This window comes from Paraburkholderia sp. RL17-368-BIF-A (assembly GCF_046054045.1).
Lineage (GTDB): Bacteria > Pseudomonadota > Gammaproteobacteria > Burkholderiales > Burkholderiaceae > Paraburkholderia > Paraburkholderia graminis.
Genome location: NZ_JARESN010000002.1, coordinates 212,759 through 230,589 on the forward strand (window position 1 = coordinate 212,759; position 17,831 = coordinate 230,589).

The 17,831-nt window shown below is 64.3% G+C and carries 17 protein-coding genes; 5 read left to right on the forward strand and 12 right to left on the reverse strand.

Translation table 11 applies throughout. From position 1 onward, the window contains the following. Positions 1 to 8 precede the first annotated feature (8 nt). The 3 genes from P0D87_RS04085 to P0D87_RS04095 all read right to left on the reverse strand — a co-directional run bounded on the left by P0D87_RS04085 (position 9) and on the right by P0D87_RS04095 (position 4,039). Complete coding sequence (locus P0D87_RS04085; RefSeq protein WP_006046705.1) at positions 9 to 1,076, reverse strand: ABC transporter ATP-binding protein; 1,068 nt, start codon at positions 1,074 to 1,076, stop codon at positions 9 to 11. Beyond that, positions 1,069 to 2,838, reverse strand: coding sequence for an ABC transporter permease (locus tag P0D87_RS04090; RefSeq protein WP_053859265.1), 1,770 nt, complete (start codon positions 2,836 to 2,838; stop codon positions 1,069 to 1,071). Before P0D87_RS04090 ends, P0D87_RS04085 begins: the two co-directional genes overlap by 8 nt. Before the next feature lie 112 nt (positions 2,839 to 2,950). Next, a complete protein-coding gene (locus tag P0D87_RS04095) occupies positions 2,951 to 4,039 on the reverse strand; it encodes an ABC transporter substrate-binding protein (RefSeq protein ID WP_006046707.1) in 1,089 nt (362 codons plus the stop codon). 115 nt (positions 4,040 to 4,154) lie between these two features. Here P0D87_RS04095 and P0D87_RS04100 point away from each other — a divergent pair, with 115 nt between their 5' ends. Both P0D87_RS04100 and P0D87_RS04105 read left to right on the forward strand, forming a co-directional pair. After that, positions 4,155 to 4,850, forward strand: a complete 696-nt coding sequence (locus P0D87_RS04100; protein ID WP_006046708.1) for a response regulator — start codon at positions 4,155 to 4,157, stop codon at positions 4,848 to 4,850. Then, positions 4,847 to 6,271 (forward strand): sensor histidine kinase, encoded by a 1,425-nt coding sequence (locus P0D87_RS04105; RefSeq protein WP_053859264.1) that lies wholly within the window; start codon positions 4,847 to 4,849, stop codon positions 6,269 to 6,271. The genes P0D87_RS04100 and P0D87_RS04105 overlap by 4 nt, the downstream gene beginning before the upstream one ends. A gap of 47 nt (positions 6,272 to 6,318) precedes the next feature. Here the strand turns inward: P0D87_RS04105 and P0D87_RS04110 are convergent, their stop codons facing one another. From P0D87_RS04110 to P0D87_RS04125, 4 genes are all read right to left on the reverse strand, one after another. After that, entirely contained in the window at positions 6,319 to 7,578 is a 1,260-nt protein-coding gene (locus P0D87_RS04110; RefSeq protein WP_053859263.1) for a CmpA/NrtA family ABC transporter substrate-binding protein, read from the reverse strand. A 3-nt stretch (positions 7,579 to 7,581) separates the two neighbouring features. Then, positions 7,582 to 8,157, reverse strand: a complete 576-nt coding sequence (locus P0D87_RS04115; protein WP_006046711.1) for an ANTAR domain-containing response regulator — start codon at positions 8,155 to 8,157, stop codon at positions 7,582 to 7,584. A gap of 471 nt (positions 8,158 to 8,628) precedes the next feature. Beyond that, complete coding sequence (infA, locus tag P0D87_RS04120) at positions 8,629 to 8,901, reverse strand: translation initiation factor IF-1 (RefSeq protein WP_006046712.1); 273 nt, start codon at positions 8,899 to 8,901, stop codon at positions 8,629 to 8,631. A 125-nt stretch (positions 8,902 to 9,026) separates the two neighbouring features. After that, complete coding sequence (locus tag P0D87_RS04125) at positions 9,027 to 9,308, reverse strand: hypothetical protein (protein WP_029965846.1); 282 nt, start codon at positions 9,306 to 9,308, stop codon at positions 9,027 to 9,029. Positions 9,309 to 9,816: 508 nt separating this feature from the next. Here P0D87_RS04125 and P0D87_RS04130 point away from each other — a divergent pair. Both P0D87_RS04130 and P0D87_RS04135 read left to right on the forward strand, forming a co-directional pair. Continuing rightward, positions 9,817 to 10,461 carry a helix-turn-helix transcriptional regulator gene (locus tag P0D87_RS04130; protein ID WP_006046714.1) on the forward strand — a complete coding sequence of 215 codons (645 nt, stop codon included), beginning with the start codon at positions 9,817 to 9,819 and terminating at the stop codon, positions 10,459 to 10,461. 32 nt (positions 10,462 to 10,493) lie between these two features. Then, the gene (locus P0D87_RS04135; RefSeq protein WP_006046715.1) at positions 10,494 to 10,697 is read left to right on the forward strand and encodes a DUF1653 domain-containing protein; all 204 of its coding nucleotides are present in this window, start codon (positions 10,494 to 10,496) and stop codon (positions 10,695 to 10,697) included. Positions 10,698 to 10,715: 18 nt separating this feature from the next. On the opposite strand, the gene P0D87_RS04140 is transcribed toward P0D87_RS04135, so the two are convergent. Both P0D87_RS04140 and P0D87_RS04145 read right to left on the reverse strand, forming a co-directional pair. Then, positions 10,716 to 11,033 (reverse strand): 2Fe-2S iron-sulfur cluster-binding protein, encoded by a 318-nt coding sequence (locus tag P0D87_RS04140; RefSeq protein ID WP_006046716.1) that lies wholly within the window; start codon positions 11,031 to 11,033, stop codon positions 10,716 to 10,718. 79 nt (positions 11,034 to 11,112) lie between these two features. Next, entirely contained in the window at positions 11,113 to 13,101 is a 1,989-nt protein-coding gene (locus P0D87_RS04145) for a sigma-54-dependent Fis family transcriptional regulator (RefSeq protein ID WP_053859262.1), read from the reverse strand. A gap of 436 nt (positions 13,102 to 13,537) precedes the next feature. Between P0D87_RS04145 and P0D87_RS04150 the strand changes: the two genes are divergently transcribed. Continuing rightward, the gene (locus P0D87_RS04150; protein WP_006046718.1) at positions 13,538 to 13,828 is read left to right on the forward strand and encodes a DUF1488 family protein; all 291 of its coding nucleotides are present in this window, start codon (positions 13,538 to 13,540) and stop codon (positions 13,826 to 13,828) included. A gap of 30 nt (positions 13,829 to 13,858) precedes the next feature. Here P0D87_RS04150 and P0D87_RS04155 read toward each other — a convergent pair whose 3' ends face one another. From P0D87_RS04155 to P0D87_RS04165, 3 genes are all read right to left on the reverse strand, one after another. Then, complete coding sequence (locus P0D87_RS04155) at positions 13,859 to 15,160, reverse strand: NCS2 family permease (protein ID WP_006046719.1); 1,302 nt, start codon at positions 15,158 to 15,160, stop codon at positions 13,859 to 13,861. A gap of 101 nt (positions 15,161 to 15,261) precedes the next feature. Further along, positions 15,262 to 16,035 carry a slipin family protein gene (locus P0D87_RS04160; RefSeq protein ID WP_006046720.1) on the reverse strand — a complete coding sequence of 258 codons (774 nt, stop codon included), beginning with the start codon at positions 16,033 to 16,035 and terminating at the stop codon, positions 15,262 to 15,264. After that, positions 16,032 to 17,786 (reverse strand): NfeD family protein, encoded by a 1,755-nt coding sequence (locus P0D87_RS04165; protein WP_053859261.1) that lies wholly within the window; start codon positions 17,784 to 17,786, stop codon positions 16,032 to 16,034. The genes P0D87_RS04160 and P0D87_RS04165 overlap by 4 nt, the downstream gene beginning before the upstream one ends. Positions 17,787 to 17,831 lie beyond the last annotated feature (45 nt).

The following is a 17,831-nucleotide window of genomic DNA, read 5'->3' on the forward strand; positions in this document are numbered from 1 at the left end:
TGAGTGCGTCAGCTCGCGTGGGCGAACGCCCAGCAATCGTTCGCGGGGAATTCGATCCAGTGGCGCCCGGCCGCGCGCGGCACGTTGCCGAATGCGCGCAGACGCAGCTCGCCGCAATGAAACAGGTACTCCCAGCGGTCGCCGAGATACATCGACGTGATCAGGTCCGCTTCGAGGCGATTCGCGCCCGGACCGTCGGCGACCTGCACGCGCTCGAGGCGAATCACCGCCTGCACCTGCTGGCCGGCCGTCAGCGCTTCGCGCGCTTGCGCCTGCAATTGCCAGCCGTCGCCGGCCAATGTCACGCGCTCGCCGTCGATCGCGGCCACGCGCGCGTCGATACGGTTGTTGCTGCCCATGAATTCCGCGGTGTAAAGCGAACGCGGCTCGCCGTACAGTTCCGCGGGCGTGCCTTCCTGTTCGATACGGCCATTGCGCAGCAGCAGGATGCGGTCGGACATCGCCATCGCTTCGGTCTGATCGTGCGTCACGCAAAGCGCCGAGAGACCGAGCGACACGATCAGTTCGCGCAGCCAGGCGCGCGCTTCCTCGCGCAATTTGGCGTCGAGGTTCGACAGCGGTTCGTCGAGCAGAATGACGGGCGGGTTGTAGACGAGCGCGCGCGCAATCGCGACGCGTTGCTGCTGGCCGCCGGAAAGTTGATACGGATAGCGCGCGGCCAGATGACCGAGACCGAGTTGATCGAGCGCGCCTTGCACGCGCTTTTTCTGCTCGGCCGCCGACACGCGCCGCAGCTTCAATCCATAGCCGACGTTTTCCGCGACGGTGCGATGCGGCCACAGCGCATACGACTGAAACACGAGACCGAGCGAGCGCTGCTCGACCGGCAGATCGGCGTGCGTGGCGCCGTCGAAGAACACTTTGCCGTCGAGTTCGATGCGCCCCGACGAAGGCTGCTCCAGACCGGCGACCGCGCGCAGCAGCGTCGTCTTGCCGCTGCCCGACGCGCCGAGCAGGCACACCACTTCGCCCGGATTCAGTTCGAACGACACGCCCTTGAGAATCGGGTTGTCGCCATAGCTCAGAAAGAGGTTGTCGACCGAGAGCTTATCCATGAAGTTTCACTCCGAAGCGCAGGGCCACGCCGAGCCCGGCGCCGACCATCGCGATGTTGATGACAGAAAGCGCCGCGACCTGATCGACCGCGCCGGTCGCCCACAGCGACACGAGCAGCGCGCCGATCACTTCGGTGCCGGGCGACAGCAGATAAACGGCGGTCGAATATTCGCGCTCGAAGATCATGAAGATCAGTAGCCATGCGGCGAGCAGGCCGAAGCGCACGAGCGGCAGCGTGACGTCGAGACTGACGCGCGCTCGCGTGCCGCCGACGCTGCGTCCCGCTTCCTCGAGTTCGGGGCCGACTTGCAGCAACGCGCTTTGAATCAGGCGCATGCCGTACGCGAGCCAGACGACCGTGTACGCGATCCAGATGCTCCACATCGAGTTCTTCAGCTCTTTCACGCCCGGCACGAAGAGAAAGATCCACAGGAACGCGAGGCCGGCGAGCAGACCGGGCACCGCGCGCGGCAGCAGCACGAGGTAATCGAGCAGGCGCGTCGCCCAGTCGTTGCGGCGATGGCCGGCGAACGCCACGAGCGAATAGAAGCCCACCGCGAGCGCGCCGCCGAATATGCCGATGCCGAGCGTGTTGAGGATCGCGCGAACCAGGTTGTCCTGTTCGAACAGTTCGGTGAAGTTGGCGAGCGTGAGCACGTCGGCGAGATTCACGCCTTCGCCCCAATTGGTGACGAACGCGCGCAGCGTGATGCCCGAGATCGGCACGAACACGGTCAACAAGAGCCACAGCGCGACGATCGCGAGCGCGACCCAACGCCATGCGCCGAGCGGCAGCACGGTCTGCCGTCCGGCCTTGCCTTTCACGGTGACGAAGCGGTTCGCGCGCTTGAGGAGGCTGCGTTGCAGCAGCACGAGCGGAAACGTAATCGCGACAATGCACACGGCGACCGCGGCCATCAGGTGATACGACGGCACGCCGAGCTTGTTGGTGAGCTTGTACAGATAAGTGGCGAGCACGAGGTGGCCTTCGGGATCGCCGAGCACGAGCGGCAGGCCGAACACTTCGAAGCCGAGGAAGAACACCAGCACGCCGGCGAAGAGCAGGGCGGGCAAGGTCATCGGCAGGCTCACGTCGAGCGCGACGCGAAACGGGCGCGCGCCCGCGACGCGCGCGGCTTCTTCGACGTCCGAGCCGAGATTGCGCAGCGCCGCCGACGAATACAGGTACACGTGCGGCACATGCGTGAGGCCGACGATCACCGTGATCGCAAGAATCGAGTACACGGTCCACGGCGCTTCGGCGCTGCCGAACAGCGTTTTCCACCAGACCGAATAGAAGCCGACCGGACCGGCCGCGACGACATAGCCGAACGCGAGCACCATCGGCGAAACGAAGACAGGCGTGAGCAGCAACGGCTCGAGCCAACGGCGGCCGGGCAGGTCGGTGCGAACCATCAGGAACGCGAGAATGCCGCCGAGCGGAATCGAAATGAACAGCATGCCGCTCGCGATCACGAACGAGTTCTTCAGCGCGGACCAGAAATCAGGATCACTGAAGATAAACTCGAAGCCGGTGAGGCCGAGCGTGCGGTTAGCGTCGAAGAAAGGCGCATTGAGCACGCTCTGAAACAGGATGAAGCCGAGCGGCAGCGCCACGGCGACCGTCAGCACGGCGACGACGAGCCAGCGCAGCATCCCCGCCAACGGTTGCAGACGGCCGCGCGGCAATGCGCCGATGGGGCCGTCGTCAGCCGCGAGCGGCGCGGCGTCGCGAGGCCCGGTTGCGCTAGTAAAAAGCATGAGTGTCCCCCTGCGGCGCAAAAGCCGCATATCGGCAGGTGTTCAACGAAAAAGCAGAGACGTTCGCGCGTGGCGGCGCGAACGTGTGCGCCTCTATGTCAGGCGCGACGGTTTAGCGCTTGATCGACTGTTGCCATTGCTTGAGGAATTCAAGGCGCTTGGACTGATCGAGATAAACCAGCAGGCCCGCGCCGATAGGAATCGGCTTTAACGAATCGCCGAGTTGCTTCGTGAGGCCGGCCATCGACGTTTCGCCTTCCACGTCGGAGCGAATCGAGAACAAACTCGCCTGATTCGCGAGCAGGGTCTGGCCGCGCTGCGACAGCAGATAGTCGACCCACAGCTTCGCGGCGTTCGGGCTTTTCGCCTTCTTCGAAATGGTGACGAGGCGGCTCACCACCAGCGTGTAGTCCTTCGGATAGACATAGCCGATGGAGGGATCTTTCTTGGCCTTGGTGAGCGCATACGAGCCGAGAATGTTGTAGCCGATCAGGTTTTCGCCCGACGAAATGCGCTCCATCATCGCGCCGGTGCTCGATTGCAGTTTCGGGCCGGTCGCGCCCATTGCCTTGACGAGATCCCACGTGACCTGCGGGTTCACGCGCGCGTCCTGCGTCAGATAGTTAAAGCCGACGCCGGACTTCTCGATGTCGTAAGTCGTGACCTTGCCTTTGAACTGATCGGGCTTCGATTGCAGCAGCTTGATGAGGTCGGCGCGCGTCTGCGGCACTTCGCCCGCGGACAAAAGGCGCTTGTTGTAGACGATCGCGAGCGGTTCATAGGTCGTGCCGTACGCCTGCTTCTGGTACTGCGCCCATTGCGGCAACTGCTTCGCCTCGGGCGATTCGTAAGTCGCCATCAGGCCGTCGTTGACGAGCTTCACCTGCAGGTCCATGGCCGAGCTCCACAGCACGTCGGCGCTCGTGCTGCTCGCCGCGTTTTCGCTGATGTAGCGGTTGTACAGCTCGGTGCTGTTCATGTCGTTGTACTCGACTTTCACGCCGTACAGGCTTTCGAAGTCTTTGATCAGCGGACGCACGAGCGCGGTGTCCGTGACCGAGTAGACGATCAGTTTTCCTTCTTTTTTCGCTGCGTCGACAGTGGCCTGATAATCGCCGGGATAGCCGGCTGGGAACGCTGCCCATGTCGAATGTGCGGCGAATGCGGCAGCGGCGGCGAGAAGCTTTAAAGAGATATGCACGTCTTCCTCCAGAAAACATCATGTTGATTTTGTGAAGGCGAATGGTAAGAGACGCGCGCTTTCTGAACGCTTTCAATTTGCGAGGGAAATGCGTCACAATGGACGAATTCGCCTCATGGATTTCCCTGGGATTCTGTTCATGCGTGTGCTGCTCGTCGAAGACAATCCGATTCTTTCCCGCTCGTTAACCGACGCGCTGACCAATGCCAAACTCACTGTCGACTGCATGCATGACGGCGAATCTGCCGATCACGTATTGCGCACGCAAGACTACGCGCTCGTGATCCTCGACATCGGCTTGCCGAAGCTCGACGGCCTCGAAGTGCTGCGCCGTTTGCGCGCGCGGCGCAATGCCGTGCCGGTGCTCATCTTGACCGCGCATGGTTCGGTGGAAGAGCGCGTGCGCGGCCTCGATCTCGGCGCCGACGACTATCTCGCGAAGCCTTTCGCGCTCACCGAACTCGAAGCGCGCGCGCGTGCGCTGCTGCGCCGCGGTCATGGTCAGGAGGCATCGGTCGCGCAATGCGGCACGCTGGTTTACGACAGCGTCGATCGCGGCTTCACGCTCGACGGCGAGCCGCTCGCGCTCACGCCGCGCGAACGTTCGGTACTCGAAGTATTGATCCTGCGCAACGGCCGCGCGATCAACAAGGAAACGCTGTCGGAGAAAATTTTCGGGCTCGACGAATCGGTGAATGCCGATGCGATCGAAATCTACGTGTACCGTTTGCGCAAGAAGCTCGAGCGCAGTTCGGTCGGCATCGTCACGCTGCGCGGGCTCGGCTATCTGCTGGAAGCCAGGACGCCATGACGCGGCCGAATCTGCGCGTGCGGGTCGCGCTATGGCTGCTGGTGCCGCTGTTATTGCTGCTCGCGCTGGATGCCTGGCTCACCTATCAACGCGCAATGAACGCGGCACATGCGGCATTCGATCGCACGCTCGAATTTTCGTTGCGCTCGATCCGCGACGGCGTGCGTCTGCGCGAAGGACGCATCGAAGTCGACTTGCCTTATCTCGCGCTCGAGATGTTCGAATCGAATGGCGGCGGCAACATCTACTATCAGATTCGCGAGGAACATGGCCGTGTGGTGACCGGTTATCCCGATCTGCCGGAGACGAAGAAGGTGCCGGCCGAGCCGTACAGCGTGCAGTTTTATGACGATGTATTTCGCGGCCGGCCGCTGCGCATCGCGATGCTGCGGCTGCCGGTGCACGACGTGCCGAGTGCGCAAACGCGCGTGGTGCTGGTGAGAGTCGGCGAAACGATCGAGGCGCGCCAGGCGCTGGCGCGCGAGATCCTCACCGGCTCGCTGCAACAGGAAGGCTTGCTGGTGATGCTCGCGCTCGGCATCGTGTGGCTCGGTGTCGCGCGCGGCTTGCGGCCGCTCAATCGTCTGTCGGCGAAAGTCGCGGCGCGCGCCGACGACGATCCCACGCCGCTCGATACCGTCGGCTTGCCGAGCGAGGTCGCGCCGCTCGTCGATTCGATCAACCAGTACATTGGCCGCACGCAGAAGATGCAGCTATCGCGGCGGCGCTTTTTCAACGACGCCGCGCATCAGTTGAAAACGCCGCTCGCGGTGATTCAGGCGGAGTCCGAACTGGCGCAGCGCGGGCTCGATGGCGTCGATGCGAACAATGCGGGCCCGAGGCGTCACGGCGTCCATTTGCGGCGGCTGAACCGCGCGGTGCAGCAGGCGGTGCGTATCGTGCAGCAGTTGCTGTCGCTGTCGCGGCTCGATGCGGACAGCGGCTACACGGTCAGGCATGCCGCGGTGCCGCTGCACAAGGTCGCGCGCAGCGTGACGCTCGACTGGTCGCCGGTGGCGCGCTCGCGCGGCATCGACCTCGGCTTCGAGCAGGAGACGCGCTTCGACGTGACGGGGCAATCCGATCTGCTCGCGGAACTCGTGGGCAATCTGATCGACAACGCGATCCGTTATTCGGGCGATGGCTCGGTCATTACCGTGCGGGTCGCGTGCGAGCACGGCGAGCCCTTGCTTCAGGTGATCGACAACGGGCCGGGCATTGCCGCGAGCGAACGCGACGCGGTATTCGAGCGCTTTTACCGCAGCGAGGCGACGCAGGCGGTGGAGGGCAGCGGGTTGGGGTTGTCGATTGTGCGCGAGATCGCGCGGGTTCATGGCGCGCGCGTCGAGTTGGGCGATGCGCGCGGCGGCGGGCTGGTGGTGAGCGTGTGGTTTCCGGCGCTTGTGCAAGGGGCGGGGTGAGGCGGGCTCGTGCGTTATCGCTGCGTTGCCCGTGGGTTATCGATGCGTTATCTGTGAATCGGAAAACTGCGTGCGAAACCCGCTGCCGGCGTCGTGCTGTTCCATGTGGCGCCGTCCATGAACCGTTGCATGGTTTCTTGCGCCGGCACCGCGACTTTCACCTGCGCGGCCGCCTCGCGATACAACTGCGTCTGATTGATGCGCTCGGCGATTTGCGCGTAATCGGCACGCGCGTCGATCATTCCCCAACGCTCGAATTGCGTCAGAAACCAGGCGCCCTCGAATGGCTGCGGATAGTTCACCGCGCCATCGTCGAAGAAACGCACCGGCAAACCGTGCGGCACTGACTCAGGAATCGCGTCGCCGAAACGTGCGGCGATCAATGCTTCGTCGATGCCGATAAATTCCGGCCGCGCGAGCCAGCGCGCGATCTCGTGGCGATGTCCTGGGCCGTCGAGCCAGCGGCACGCTTCGAGCATGGTCCGCACGAGCGCGCGCGCCGTGTTCGGATTTTCGTCGACGAAATCGCGCCGGCAAGCGAGCACTTTCTCGGGATGATCGGGCCACACTTCGCTCGTATAAGCGACCGTTCTGCCGACGCCTTGCGCTTCGGCCATCGCATTCCACGGCTCGCCCACGCACAGGCCGTCGAGCCCGTCTTCGGCGAGCGCGGCGACCATCTGCGGCGGCGGAATCACCACGCTTTCCACGTCGCGCAGCGGATGCACGCCTTGCGCGGCGAGCCAGTAATGCAGCCACATCGCGTGCGTGCCGGTCGGGAAGGTCTGCGCGAACACCGGCTTGCGGCCGAGCGCGGCGAGCGCCTTCGGCAACGTGCCGTGCGCGGCGAGCGCATCGGCGAGACGGTTCGACAAGGTGACCGCCTGGCCGTTGCGGTTGAGCACCATCAGCACGGCCATGTCCGTTTGCGGACCCCCGAGCCCGAGTTGCACGCCGTAGACGAGGCCGTAGAGCGTATGCGCCGCGTCGAGATCGCCGGACAGCAGCTTGTCGCGCACGGCGGCCCATGACGGCTGGCGCGACAGTTCGAGCGTGAGTCCGTGCGCGTGGCCAAATTCGAGCAGCTTCGCGGCGACGAGCGGGGCGGCGTCGGACAGCGCGACGAAGCCGAGGCGAAGGTGCGTTTTCTCGAGCTGGCCGGATGTGGGCGACGAAGCCGACGACGAAGCGAGCGACGAAGCAGGCGAAGCAGACGACGAAGCGAGCGACGATGCCGACGACGAAGCAGGCGATGCCGACGACGAAGCCGACGAAGATACGAGTGAGCTAACGGAGTTCATGGGCATGCTTCACTTGTGCGATTCAGCCGCGGCGACGACCGCGCGCGCGACCTCGGCGAGCTTCACGCCCTGGTTCATCGCGCGTTTGCGCAGCGTGGCGTAGGCGGCGTGCTCGGTGATTTTCTGCTGATCCATCAGCAGGCGTTTGGCGCGGTCGATCAGCTTGCGCTCCGCGAGTTCGTTCTCGACCTGGGCGAGGCGTTCGCGCAGTTGCGATTCCTGTGCGAAGCGCGCGAGCGCGACTTCGAGAATCGGCGCGAGCCGTTCCGTTTCCAGCCCTTCGACGAGATACGCGGTCACACCCGCGCCGACGGCATCGCGGATCAACTGCTGGTTCGAGTCGTGGCTGAACATCAGCACCGGACGCGGCGCGGTGGCGTTCATCACGGCGAGCTGTTCGAGCGTGTCGCGCGACGGCGAATCGGTATCGATGATGATGACGTCCGGCCGCTCGCTCTGAACCGCGCTGTGCAGCGCGTGCGGCGTCGCGGTGCTGGCCAGCATCTCGTAACCGAGCCTGGCGAGCGCGTCACGTAGGTCGCCTATCGGCTTATCGGTATCGGTGACGAGGAGGACACGCAGCATGGGGTAGTGGCAATCGACGGCTGAACATCGTTAAAGCAACTTGGATGCCAGTGGCCGCGGAGCCTTGTGTACGAAGGGATTACGCACTGAGGCCGAGCTTTTTCGTGACGAGTGGCGCACCGGGAAAGGGCATGCGTCGCGAATGCACCGAAGCGGCGCACAGCGGGCGATTCTTGAGAATTCTTAAGAAGGCGAGACGAACAGAACCCGCGACAAGAATCGCAAGGCAACAGGCAACGGCTCGGAAGACATCGCGACGAGCGTCGCGACAAAAAATCGGCTGAAAAACGCGGCGAAAAACGCGCCGTTAAAAAACGCCTAAAAAGCGCCGCCGCTGCGCGCCGCTCAGGTTCGAACCGGGCCGAACTCGAGAAGGCGCGCCAATGGCTTCGCGTACAACGTTACTCCAGGGCCGCAAGGCAGAGGCCCACGCAGGCACGCGCAAAAAACCGCCGGCGCGTGCCGCTCGCCTTAACGGCGACGGAATTGCGAATTGCTGCGCGCGGCGCCGCCGCCTGCACGCTCGTCTTTGTGACGGAAGTTGATCCGGCCTTTGGTCAGGTCGTAGACCGACAGTTCCAGCGTCACGCGGTCACCCGCGAGAATACGAATGTGGTTCTTGCGCATGCGTCCGGACGCGTAAGCGCCAACCACGACGCCGTTGTCGAGCGTCACGCGGTAACGGCTGTCCGGAAGTACTTCGTCGACGATACCGTCAAGTTCAAGCAGTTCTTCTTTCGCCATGCATAACTCCTGGTCGATGGGATAAGGGTTTGCGCGACGCCTTGCGGGCGGCGCTGCATCAGATACGGTTGCAAGCGGGCGGCAGGCCCGCCGTGCGGCAACGGCTTATGCGCCGCCGTGACCGCTCAAAGATCGGCGACCGACTGGCCGTCCACGCGGCCGTCGATCAGTTGCTCGGCGTGAGCCATGCACGCGATGCGCGCCTTGCCGGTGCCGTCGAACGGAAACAGATACTGGAGGCGGAACACGCGGCCCTCGGCGGCCGGATTCGCGCCCACGCGGCAAATGCGCACCGACGCGTCGTAGCCCGCGTCCGGATTGCGGCTCGTCTGGCCGTCGGTGGGGCGGCGCGGATAGACGAGCGGGTGAATCTCATAACCTTTGTACGTCTTGACTGCCGAGTTCATTAGCATAGATGTCCTGTAATACGTGGCCGGCATGTCACGCGTGTTACGCGCGGCACCGCAGGCCGGGCAGCGCAGCACCGGAAAGGCGCGCCGCCATTGAAAAAGTTAGCGCAGGCCCGATAGCGAGGGCTTGAGCGCGCCGCGTAAATTCGCGGATTCGATGGAGAAGAAACACGCTGATGTCGCGCGGACACCAGGCGGGTGAAAGCTGAAACTCAGCTGAACAACTCAGCTACACAACTCGCGACGGCTAATGCTGGCGGCGCATTGCCGGAGTGACGGGATCGCCGACGGGCGGCGGTCGAACAGTCGGGGGTGTTGCGCAGATGCGGTATGAGACAGCCAAGCTGCGAATGCGGAATACAACTATTCCAATATGATGCACTAAATACGTCTGATTGGATAGTAAAAAGTTCCATCCACGAACAGAGGGGCCGGCCGGTCGCTACAATGGCGAGTTGCCGCGCGAGGCAGCACGCGCCCCCGAACACCGTCACATCGTCATCCAATGCGCCAGACAACCGCGACCCCCGTGAAAGACCTGCTGCTCGAGCGCTACGCTCCCATCGCCGACGGCATCGCGGCGCTCTTCTATCCGTGCGCCGAAGTCGTGATCCACGATCTGCGCGACCAGACCATCGCGTACTTGGTGAACAATCTGTCGAAGCTCGAAGTGGGCGGTCCCTCGGTGCTCGACGAAGTGCACTACGCGGCGCGCGGGCGCACCATCGGACCGTACGAGAAGCTGAACTGGGACGGCCGGCGCATGCGCTGCGTGAGCAACATTCTGTTCGACGACAACGGCAAGCCGGCCGGCATGCTGTGCATCAACTTCAATATCGCGGTGTTCGAAGACGTGCGTTCCACGCTCGACCTGTTCATCCGCGGCGGCAATTTGACCGACGCACCCGCCGAAGACCTGTTCCGCGACGACTGGCAGGACCGCATCAACACGTATCTGCATACGTGGCTGCGCGAGCGGCAGATCGGCATCAACGCGCTCACGCGCGAACACAAGCGCGAAATCGTCGAGGCGCTGCATGCGCAAGGCGCGTTTCGCGGCCGCAGTTCGGCGAACTATGTGGCCGCCGTGCTGACGATGGGCCGCGCAACCGTCTACAAAATCCTCAAGCAGATGAAGGAAGGCGGTTGAATCGCCGCACTGTCCAACCCAGGGAGAATTCGATGGCTGAAACCACGCGCTACCGCCATTACAAAGGCGGCCTCTACGAACTGATATGCGAGGCGACGCTCGAGTCCGATCCGACTGTCACGATGATCGTCTACAAGGCGAGCAACGGCACGATCTGGACACGTCCGGCGTCGGTGTTTTTCGAGCAGATCGAGCATGAAGGCGCGACGATGCCGCGCTTCGCCAGGATCGATTGAGGGGATAAGCCTCGCTTCTCAACGCGACGACGACGACTGCAGTTCCACAGCGTCCGGCGCTTCTATCACCACATCGGTTTCGGCAATCGCGACGCACGGCAGGATATAACCTTCCTGCTTTTCCTCGCGGCTAAGACCTGGCCATTCGATCGTGTAGCGAACGCGTCCCGCCGTCATTTTGCAGATGCACGTACGACACGTGCCGTTGCGGCATGAACGCGGCAAGCGCAGATCGGCGAAGCCGGCGGCTTCCAGAATGGTGAGCGAATCGGGCGCTTCGAAGCTGCGGCCAAGCGGCTCGACGCGCACGACAGGTGGGCGGTGTGAATCGGACATCGTGTGAATGTGTGACTGTGCTCGTCACACTTTACACGGTCGCGCGGTCTTTCCTGGCGGCCGTCGCTGTATCGACGCTTCAATGAGTCGTGCCGGCCCGCCGCAAATAGCGGTACACCGTATTGCGCGCGAGTCCCAGTTCGCGTGCCGCCGCCGACACATTGCCGTCCAACCGCGCAAGCGTCTGCGCGATCAACGTGGCCTGCCAGTCTTCCATGCGCGACGGCGCGGGCGTCTGACTGCTACCTGGATTGCTGTCCATCGCGTCGTCGCAGGTTCGCAGAGACGAGCGCGAGTCGTCGTTCGCCGCGGCATCGGCGCAATCATGCAGGAAGTCTTCCGGCAGATCGTCGAGTTCGATTTGATCCGCGCCTTCGGCCATGATGCTCGCGGTGCGCAGCACGTTCGCCAGTTGCCGCAGATTGCCGGGCCAGCGGCATTGCATGAAGCGCTCGAGCACTTGCGGCGAAACGCGGCGCGGCACGCCGTCGCCCTCGCACTGAAGTTCCAGCACACGCGCGATGAGCGCTTCCAGATCCGTGCGCTCGCGCAGCGCCGGCAACGTCACAACGAGTCCGTTGATGCGGTAGTACAGGTCCTCGCGGAAGATGCCTTCCTCGATCATCGCGCGCAGATTGCGGTGCGTCGCGCAGACGATCCGCAGGTCGACCGGAATGGCGCGCGTGCCGCCGAGCGGCACCACGCTGCGCTCCTGCAGCACGCGCATGAGCCGCACTTGCTGCGCGAGCGGCATATCGCCGATTTCATCGAGGAACAGCGTGCCGCCGTCGGCCTGCACGATCTTGCCGACGCTGCCGCGTTTTTTTGCGCCGGTGAACGCGCCGTCTTCATAGCCGAACAGTTCGGCCTCGATCAAACTGTCGGGCAGCGACGCGCAGTTCAACGCGACGAACGGCGCCGTGCGCCGCGGCGAATCGTGATGGATCGCGCGCGCGAGCCATTCCTTGCCGGTGCCTGTTTTGCCGAGGATCAGGATCGGAATGTCGCGACCGCGCACCTTGCCGACGCGCCGCAGAATCGCGGACATTTGCGCGTCGCCGGTGTCGAGTGTTTCAAGTGTGGCTGGCGTGACATTGGACGGCGATTCCACAATCCGCGCCGCGTGACGCGCGCCATGCGTTGTCAAGCCACGCGCCGTGCCGGCAACATCCGCTGCCGGCGCGACATAACGCTGCGCCGAATACTCGCCGCGCGCGACGACGCGCACGCCGCTCGGCAACGTCAGCACGATATTGTCGCCCGGCGCGCGCGCGATCCGCTGCAACACGTCGGCGAACGCGGCGCCGAACAGCGCCTCGAACGGCTGCACCTGCAACGCGGGGAGCGCTTGTCCGAACTGGAACAGCGCGCTGCGGTTGGCCGACAGGAATGTGCCGTCGGCGGCGAACGCGGCGAGCCCTTCGAACAGCGTGCCGATGAATTCGGCGCGCGCGTGAAAGTGCACGCGCAACGCATCGGCGAATTGATTGGAGAACAGATGATTTTCGATCATCTGCGCCGACATTCTAACGAGCGCCAGTGTGTGCTTATGAAAGCCGCGCGTGTCGCCGCTCACGTCGAGCGCGCCGATGGTGCGCCCGAACGGATCCGCAATCGGCGCGCACGAGCAGGTGAGAATGCGGTTCGCGTGCAGGAAGTGTTCGTCGGCGTGAACCACGGTCGGCTGTCCGTCGACGAGCGCCGTGCCGATTGCATTCGTGCCGCGGTCGGCCTCGGCCCACGACACGCCCGGACACAGCGCGACGCGATTCGCCTTCGCGACGAAGTCGCTGTCGCCGAGACTATGGAGGATCACGCCCTGGCTGTCGGTGAGCAGCACCATGCTTTGCGTGTCGACGATCTGCGCATGCAGCGTCTCCATGACCGGAAGCGCATGCGTATACAGCGACTGATTGCACTCGACCAGTTCGCGCAGCGCAGGCCGGCGCAGCGGCTGAAAATCCGGCATTTCCGACGCGCGCAGCCCGAGTTCGAGCGAGCGCGCATGAGCTTGCGCGATGACATCGGGCCGACCGATGCGGGACGGCGTGGCGGGGCGATGGCTCAAGGCATGTCTCCGGTATTCGGATGCGGCGGATGCGTTGCCCGCCGTTCGATGCCGCAGCGCAGCATGCGCGCTTGCGGGCGAATACCGATATTACAGGAGCCGAAGCCGCGCGCGTCGCAGGGAAAACACCCGGCGCGGGTCGGTAGGAACGCAAGCGCCATGCACGCTTCGTGCGCAATCGCGTGCGCAATTCGCGGGCAACTTCGCACCTGGATCAAGCGGCGGAAAGGAAAACTTGCGCCGCGCACGAACTCGTCTAAAGTGAATCAAATCATCCTCGCGACGCGCGAATGGCGCGTTTCCGCATGCGACGGATGACGAGCCCGCGTCGCCGGCATTGGACAAGGAGGAGGCAGCCCGGGGCGCGATCAGATGTAACCGGCGTGCGCATTACCCATGCGAATCATGCGCGGCGCCTAACTTCCAGGTGATTCCCATGCAGATCCTTTTCCCGAATGAAAATCCTGAGTATTCAGGTCGCGAACTCACCCTGGCGTTTCCGGCGCTGGTCGATGGGCAGAGGGTGGAGTGCATGATCACCGCGGAAGCGCTCGAAGATCATTTCGGCGCCGCGTCGCCGCGTCTGGAAGACATGGTCGGCGCGTTCGACACGCACCGCGAGCGCATCGAAGCCGCCACGCGTCGTCTGCTCTCTGAGACGAGCGCGCAATGCGTTGTGCTGCGCAGCGGCTATGTGCGCTTTTATGAAGCGAACTGGCGTGCCTGAGCGCATCGGCACGCCGCGACTCGCAAGAACTTACTCGCTGCCGAGGTAGAAATAGCGGAACAGGAAGATCGCCGCGATGATCCATACGACGAGCTTCACCTGGCGCGCGCGGCCGGTCAGCAACTTCAGTCCCGCATACGAGATGAAGCCGAACGCGACGCCATTCGCGATCGAGTAAGTGAACGGCATCAGCAGAGCCGTGAGCGCGGCCGGCACGACTTCGGTTGCGTCGTCCCACGGCAGGTCGAGCATTTCGCGCAGCATCAGGCACGACACGTAGAGCAGCGCCGGCGCCGTCGCGTAGCCGGGCACCACACCCGCGAGCGGCGCGAAGAACAGCGCGGCAAGGAACAGCACGGCCACCGTGACCGCCGTCACGCCGGTGCGCCCGCCTGCCTGCACGCCCGACGCGCTTTCGATATACGCGGTCGTCGACGACGTCCCGAGCATCGAGCCCGCCAGAATGGCGGTGCTGTCCGCAAGCAGCGCGCGGTTCAGCCGATGCATCTTGCCTTCCACCAGCAGACCCGCGCGATTGGCCACGCCCATCAGCGTGCCCGTTGCATCGAACAGTTCAACGAGGAAGAACACCAGGATCACGTTCAGCACGCCGGTGGACAGCGCGCCGCGAATGTCGAGCTGGAACAGCGTCGGCGAAATCGACGGCGGCGCGGACACGATGCCGTGGAACTGATTGCCGCCGAAGAAAAAGCTCAATACGGTCACGCCGACAATGCCGATCAGGATCGCGCCGCGCACGCGCAGATAGTCGAGCGTGACGATCGCGAAAAAGCCGATGATCGCGAGCACCACATGCGGGTTATGCAGATCGCCGAGCGTGACGAGCGTAGCCGGATTGCCGACCACGACGCCCGCCGTCTTCAGCGAAATGATCGCGAGAAAGAGGCCGATGCCGCCGGTGATGGCGATGCGTATCGAGTGCGGAATGCCGGTGACAATGACCTCGCGCACGCGAAACAGCGTAACGACGAGAAACAGGCACCCGGAGATGAACACCGCGCCGAGCGCGGCTTGCCACGTAAAGCCCATGCCCTTGACGACCGTGTACGCGAAGTACGCGTTCAGGCCCATGCCCGGCGCAAGCGCGATCGGATAGTTCGCATACAGACCCATGATCAGCGAGGCCAGCGCGGCGACGAGGCAGGTCGCGACGAACACGGCGTCTTTCGGCATCCCCGCGTCGCCCAGAATCGCCGGGTTCACGAAGATGATGTAGGCCATCGTCAGAAAAGTGGTCAGGCCGGCCAGCACTTCCGTGCGCAGATTGGTGCCGGCGGCGTCGAGGCCGAAATAGCGTTTTATGGAATCCATATGGCGGGTCTCTCGTCGTAGGGGCGAGATGATACCTTGCCAGCGCGTGGGGCGCAGCCGCAAGCGAATTTACGATGTCGCCAGGCAACGGTGCGCGCGGCTTACGGCTCGCGTGGCTTCGTCAGACGGTCCACCACGGCGTTCAGCATATCGACCGGCAGCGGAAACACGATGGTCGAGTTCTTGTCGGCGGCAATCGTCGTCAGCGTTTGCAGGTAGCGCAACTGCATGGCTTGCGGCTCGCGCGCGAGCGTCTGCGCGGCCTGCAGCAATTGCTGCGACGCCTGCAATTCGCCTTCCGCATGAATCACCTTCGCGCGACGTTCGCGCTCGGCTTCGGCCTGACGGGCAATCGCGCGGATCATCGTTTCGTTGATGTCCACATGCTTGATCTCGACGATGGCGACCTTGATGCCCCACGCATCGGTCTGCGCATCGAGCACTTTCTGGATGTCGGCGTTGAGCTGTTCGCGATCGGCGAGCAGTTCATCGAGTTCATGCTTGCCGAGCACCGCGCGCAGCGTGGTCTGCGATAGCTGGCTGGTCGCCTCGAAATAGCGCGCCACCTGGATCACGGCCTTCTCCGGATCGACCACGCGAAAGTACACCACCGCGTTGACCTTGACCGAAACGTTGTCGCGCGTGATTACGTCCTGCGGCGGCACGTCGAACACGACCGTGCGCAGGTCGATGCGCACCACCTGCTGCACGACCGGAATAATCAGCACGAGCCCAGGCCCCTTGACCTTCCAGAAGCGCCCGAGCATGAACACGACGCCGCGTTCGTACTCGCGAAAGATCTTTATCGACGATGCAATCAGCGCGGCGATGAGCAGAATCAGAATGCTGCTGAAGCCGAATGTGAAACCGATCATGAGGTTTTTCCTCCGAGAGAGGGGTGTTGTTGCTGTGGTTGCTGTGCTTGCTGTTGTTGCAGCGCCTGGGCGGCGGCGATGGGCTCGACCGTGAGCGTCAGCCCCTGGCGCGCGGTCACGCGAACCGCGTCGCCGGCCGCGAGCGGAACCGCGCTCGACACCTGCCAGCGCTCGCCGTTGATCCGCGCCCAGCCGGCCAGGCTGCTGTTTGCCGCGCCTGGGTCCGCGGCCGCGTCTGAGGCGGCGACGAGACCGCCTTCGAGCACCACGCCGACGCTGCCGATCAACCCTTCGGAACCGGTCACGACCGGCCTGCGCCGCGCCCGCAGCGCGAGCTGCGATACGCCCAGCACGAACAGCACGCTGAATACGGTGACGGCGGCGATCATCGGCAGCGGGATGCCGTAGCCGGGCACGTCCGTGTCGATCAGCATCAACGCGCCGATCACGAACGCGACAATGCCGCCGAAGCCGAGCGAACCGAAGGTCGGCAGAAACGCCTCGCCGATCAGAAACGCGATGCCGAGAAAGATCAGGCCGAGGCCGACGTAGTTGACCGGCAGCATCTGCATGGCGAACAGCCCGATAAGCAGACTGATCGCGCCGACCACGCCGGGCAGCACGAAACCGGGGTTCGCGAATTCGAAAAAGAGGCCGTACATGCCGAGCATCAGCAGCATCAGCGCGACGTTCGGGTCGGTGATGACCGCGAGGAAGTGGCTGCGCCAGTCGGCTTCGAGCGTGACGACGGGCGCATGCGCCGTCGCGAGCTTGACGTTGCCCGCGCTGGTCGCGACGGTGCGGCCGTCGAGCTGACGCAGCAGATCGGGCACGTCGCGCGCGTTGAGGTCGACGACGTGCTGCGCGAGCGCGTCGGCGGCGGTGAGGCTCACTGCCTCGCGCACCGCGCGCTCGGCCCAGTCGGCGTTGCGCCCGCGCATTTGCGCGAGGCCGCGGATATAGGCGGCGGCGTCGTGAACCTGCTTGCGCAGTTCCGTCGATTGGGTGTCGAGCGGGAGTGTGGTGGGGGAGCTGGTTGATGCGGCGCTTGTTGCGTTGCCTGATGCCGCGCTTGTTGCACCTCTGGCGCCACCAACGCCACTAGCCGAACCGCCGGCCCCCGGCGCCGGCGCTTGCGGCGTGCGATCGCCCGTGCCCGGCAGGCGCGGCGTGCCGCCTCCCGGAGGCTCCGTGCCGCCGATGCCCATCTGGATCGGCGTGGCCGCGCCGAGGTTGGTGCCCGGCGCCATCGCCGCAATATGACTCGCGTAGACGATGTAGGTCCCCGCGCTCGCGGCCCGCGCGCCGCTCGGGGCGATGAACGTCGCGACCGGCACCGGCGAGCCGAGGATCGCCTTGATGATCTGCCGCATCGACGTATCGAGCCCGCCCGGCGTGTCCAGTTGCAGCACCGCGAGTTGCGCGTGACTGTCGGCGGCGCGTTGCAGACTGCGCGCGATGAAGTCGGCGCTCGCCGGTCCGATCGCGCCGCTGACGGGAATCACGACCACGCTGTTGAGCGCTTGCGCAACGGCGTTCTGTCCACCGACGGGCGCGGCCTGAGCCACAGCCGCATCTTCGCCCGACGCGAAGCCAGGTACGAACCCAGGCCCAAACAGACCCCCAACCGCGAACGTCAAAAGCATCCCGAACGCGGTCATGCCGCGCAGGAACCGGCGCGCGACACCGCCGCGGATAAACGGCCGGCGCGCGCCAGACTGCCGGAACGGGCGACGTGAAGACGTGCTCATGGCTAACGGGCGCCGCGTGCCGTCGACGGATACGAAGACGGACCG

Bases quoted from the DNA above. Each gene is read 5' to 3' on its own strand.
- P0D87_RS04090 (WP_053859265.1), bottom strand. From the start codon at position 2,838: ATGCTTTTTACTAGCGCAACCGGGCCTCGCGACGCCGCGCCGCTCGCG.
- P0D87_RS04115 (WP_006046711.1), bottom strand. From the start codon at position 8,157: ATGCTGCGTGTCCTCCTCGTCACCGATACCGATAAGCCGATAGGCGAC.
- P0D87_RS04100 (WP_006046708.1), top strand. From the start codon at position 4,155: ATGGATTTCCCTGGGATTCTGTTCATGCGTGTGCTGCTCGTCGAAGAC.
- P0D87_RS04135 (WP_006046715.1), top strand. From the start codon at position 10,494: ATGGCTGAAACCACGCGCTACCGCCATTACAAAGGCGGCCTCTACGAA.
- P0D87_RS04155 (WP_006046719.1), bottom strand. From the start codon at position 15,160: ATGGATTCCATAAAACGCTATTTCGGCCTCGACGCCGCCGGCACCAAT.
- P0D87_RS04160 (WP_006046720.1), bottom strand. From the start codon at position 16,035: ATGATCGGTTTCACATTCGGCTTCAGCAGCATTCTGATTCTGCTCATC.
- P0D87_RS04165 (WP_053859261.1), bottom strand. From the start codon at position 17,786: ATGAGCACGTCTTCACGTCGCCCGTTCCGGCAGTCTGGCGCGCGCCGG.
- P0D87_RS04150 (WP_006046718.1), top strand. From the start codon at position 13,538: ATGCAGATCCTTTTCCCGAATGAAAATCCTGAGTATTCAGGTCGCGAA.
- P0D87_RS04130 (WP_006046714.1), top strand. From the start codon at position 9,817: ATGCGCCAGACAACCGCGACCCCCGTGAAAGACCTGCTGCTCGAGCGC.
- infA (WP_006046712.1), bottom strand. From the start codon at position 8,901: ATGGCGAAAGAAGAACTGCTTGAACTTGACGGTATCGTCGACGAAGTA.
- P0D87_RS04140 (WP_006046716.1), bottom strand. From the start codon at position 11,033: ATGTCCGATTCACACCGCCCACCTGTCGTGCGCGTCGAGCCGCTTGGC.
- P0D87_RS04105 (WP_053859264.1), top strand. From the start codon at position 4,847: ATGACGCGGCCGAATCTGCGCGTGCGGGTCGCGCTATGGCTGCTGGTG.
- P0D87_RS04085 (WP_006046705.1), bottom strand. From the start codon at position 1,076: ATGGATAAGCTCTCGGTCGACAACCTCTTTCTGAGCTATGGCGACAAC.
- P0D87_RS04110 (WP_053859263.1), bottom strand. From the start codon at position 7,578: ATGCCCATGAACTCCGTTAGCTCACTCGTATCTTCGTCGGCTTCGTCG.
- P0D87_RS04125 (WP_029965846.1), bottom strand. From the start codon at position 9,308: ATGAACTCGGCAGTCAAGACGTACAAAGGTTATGAGATTCACCCGCTC.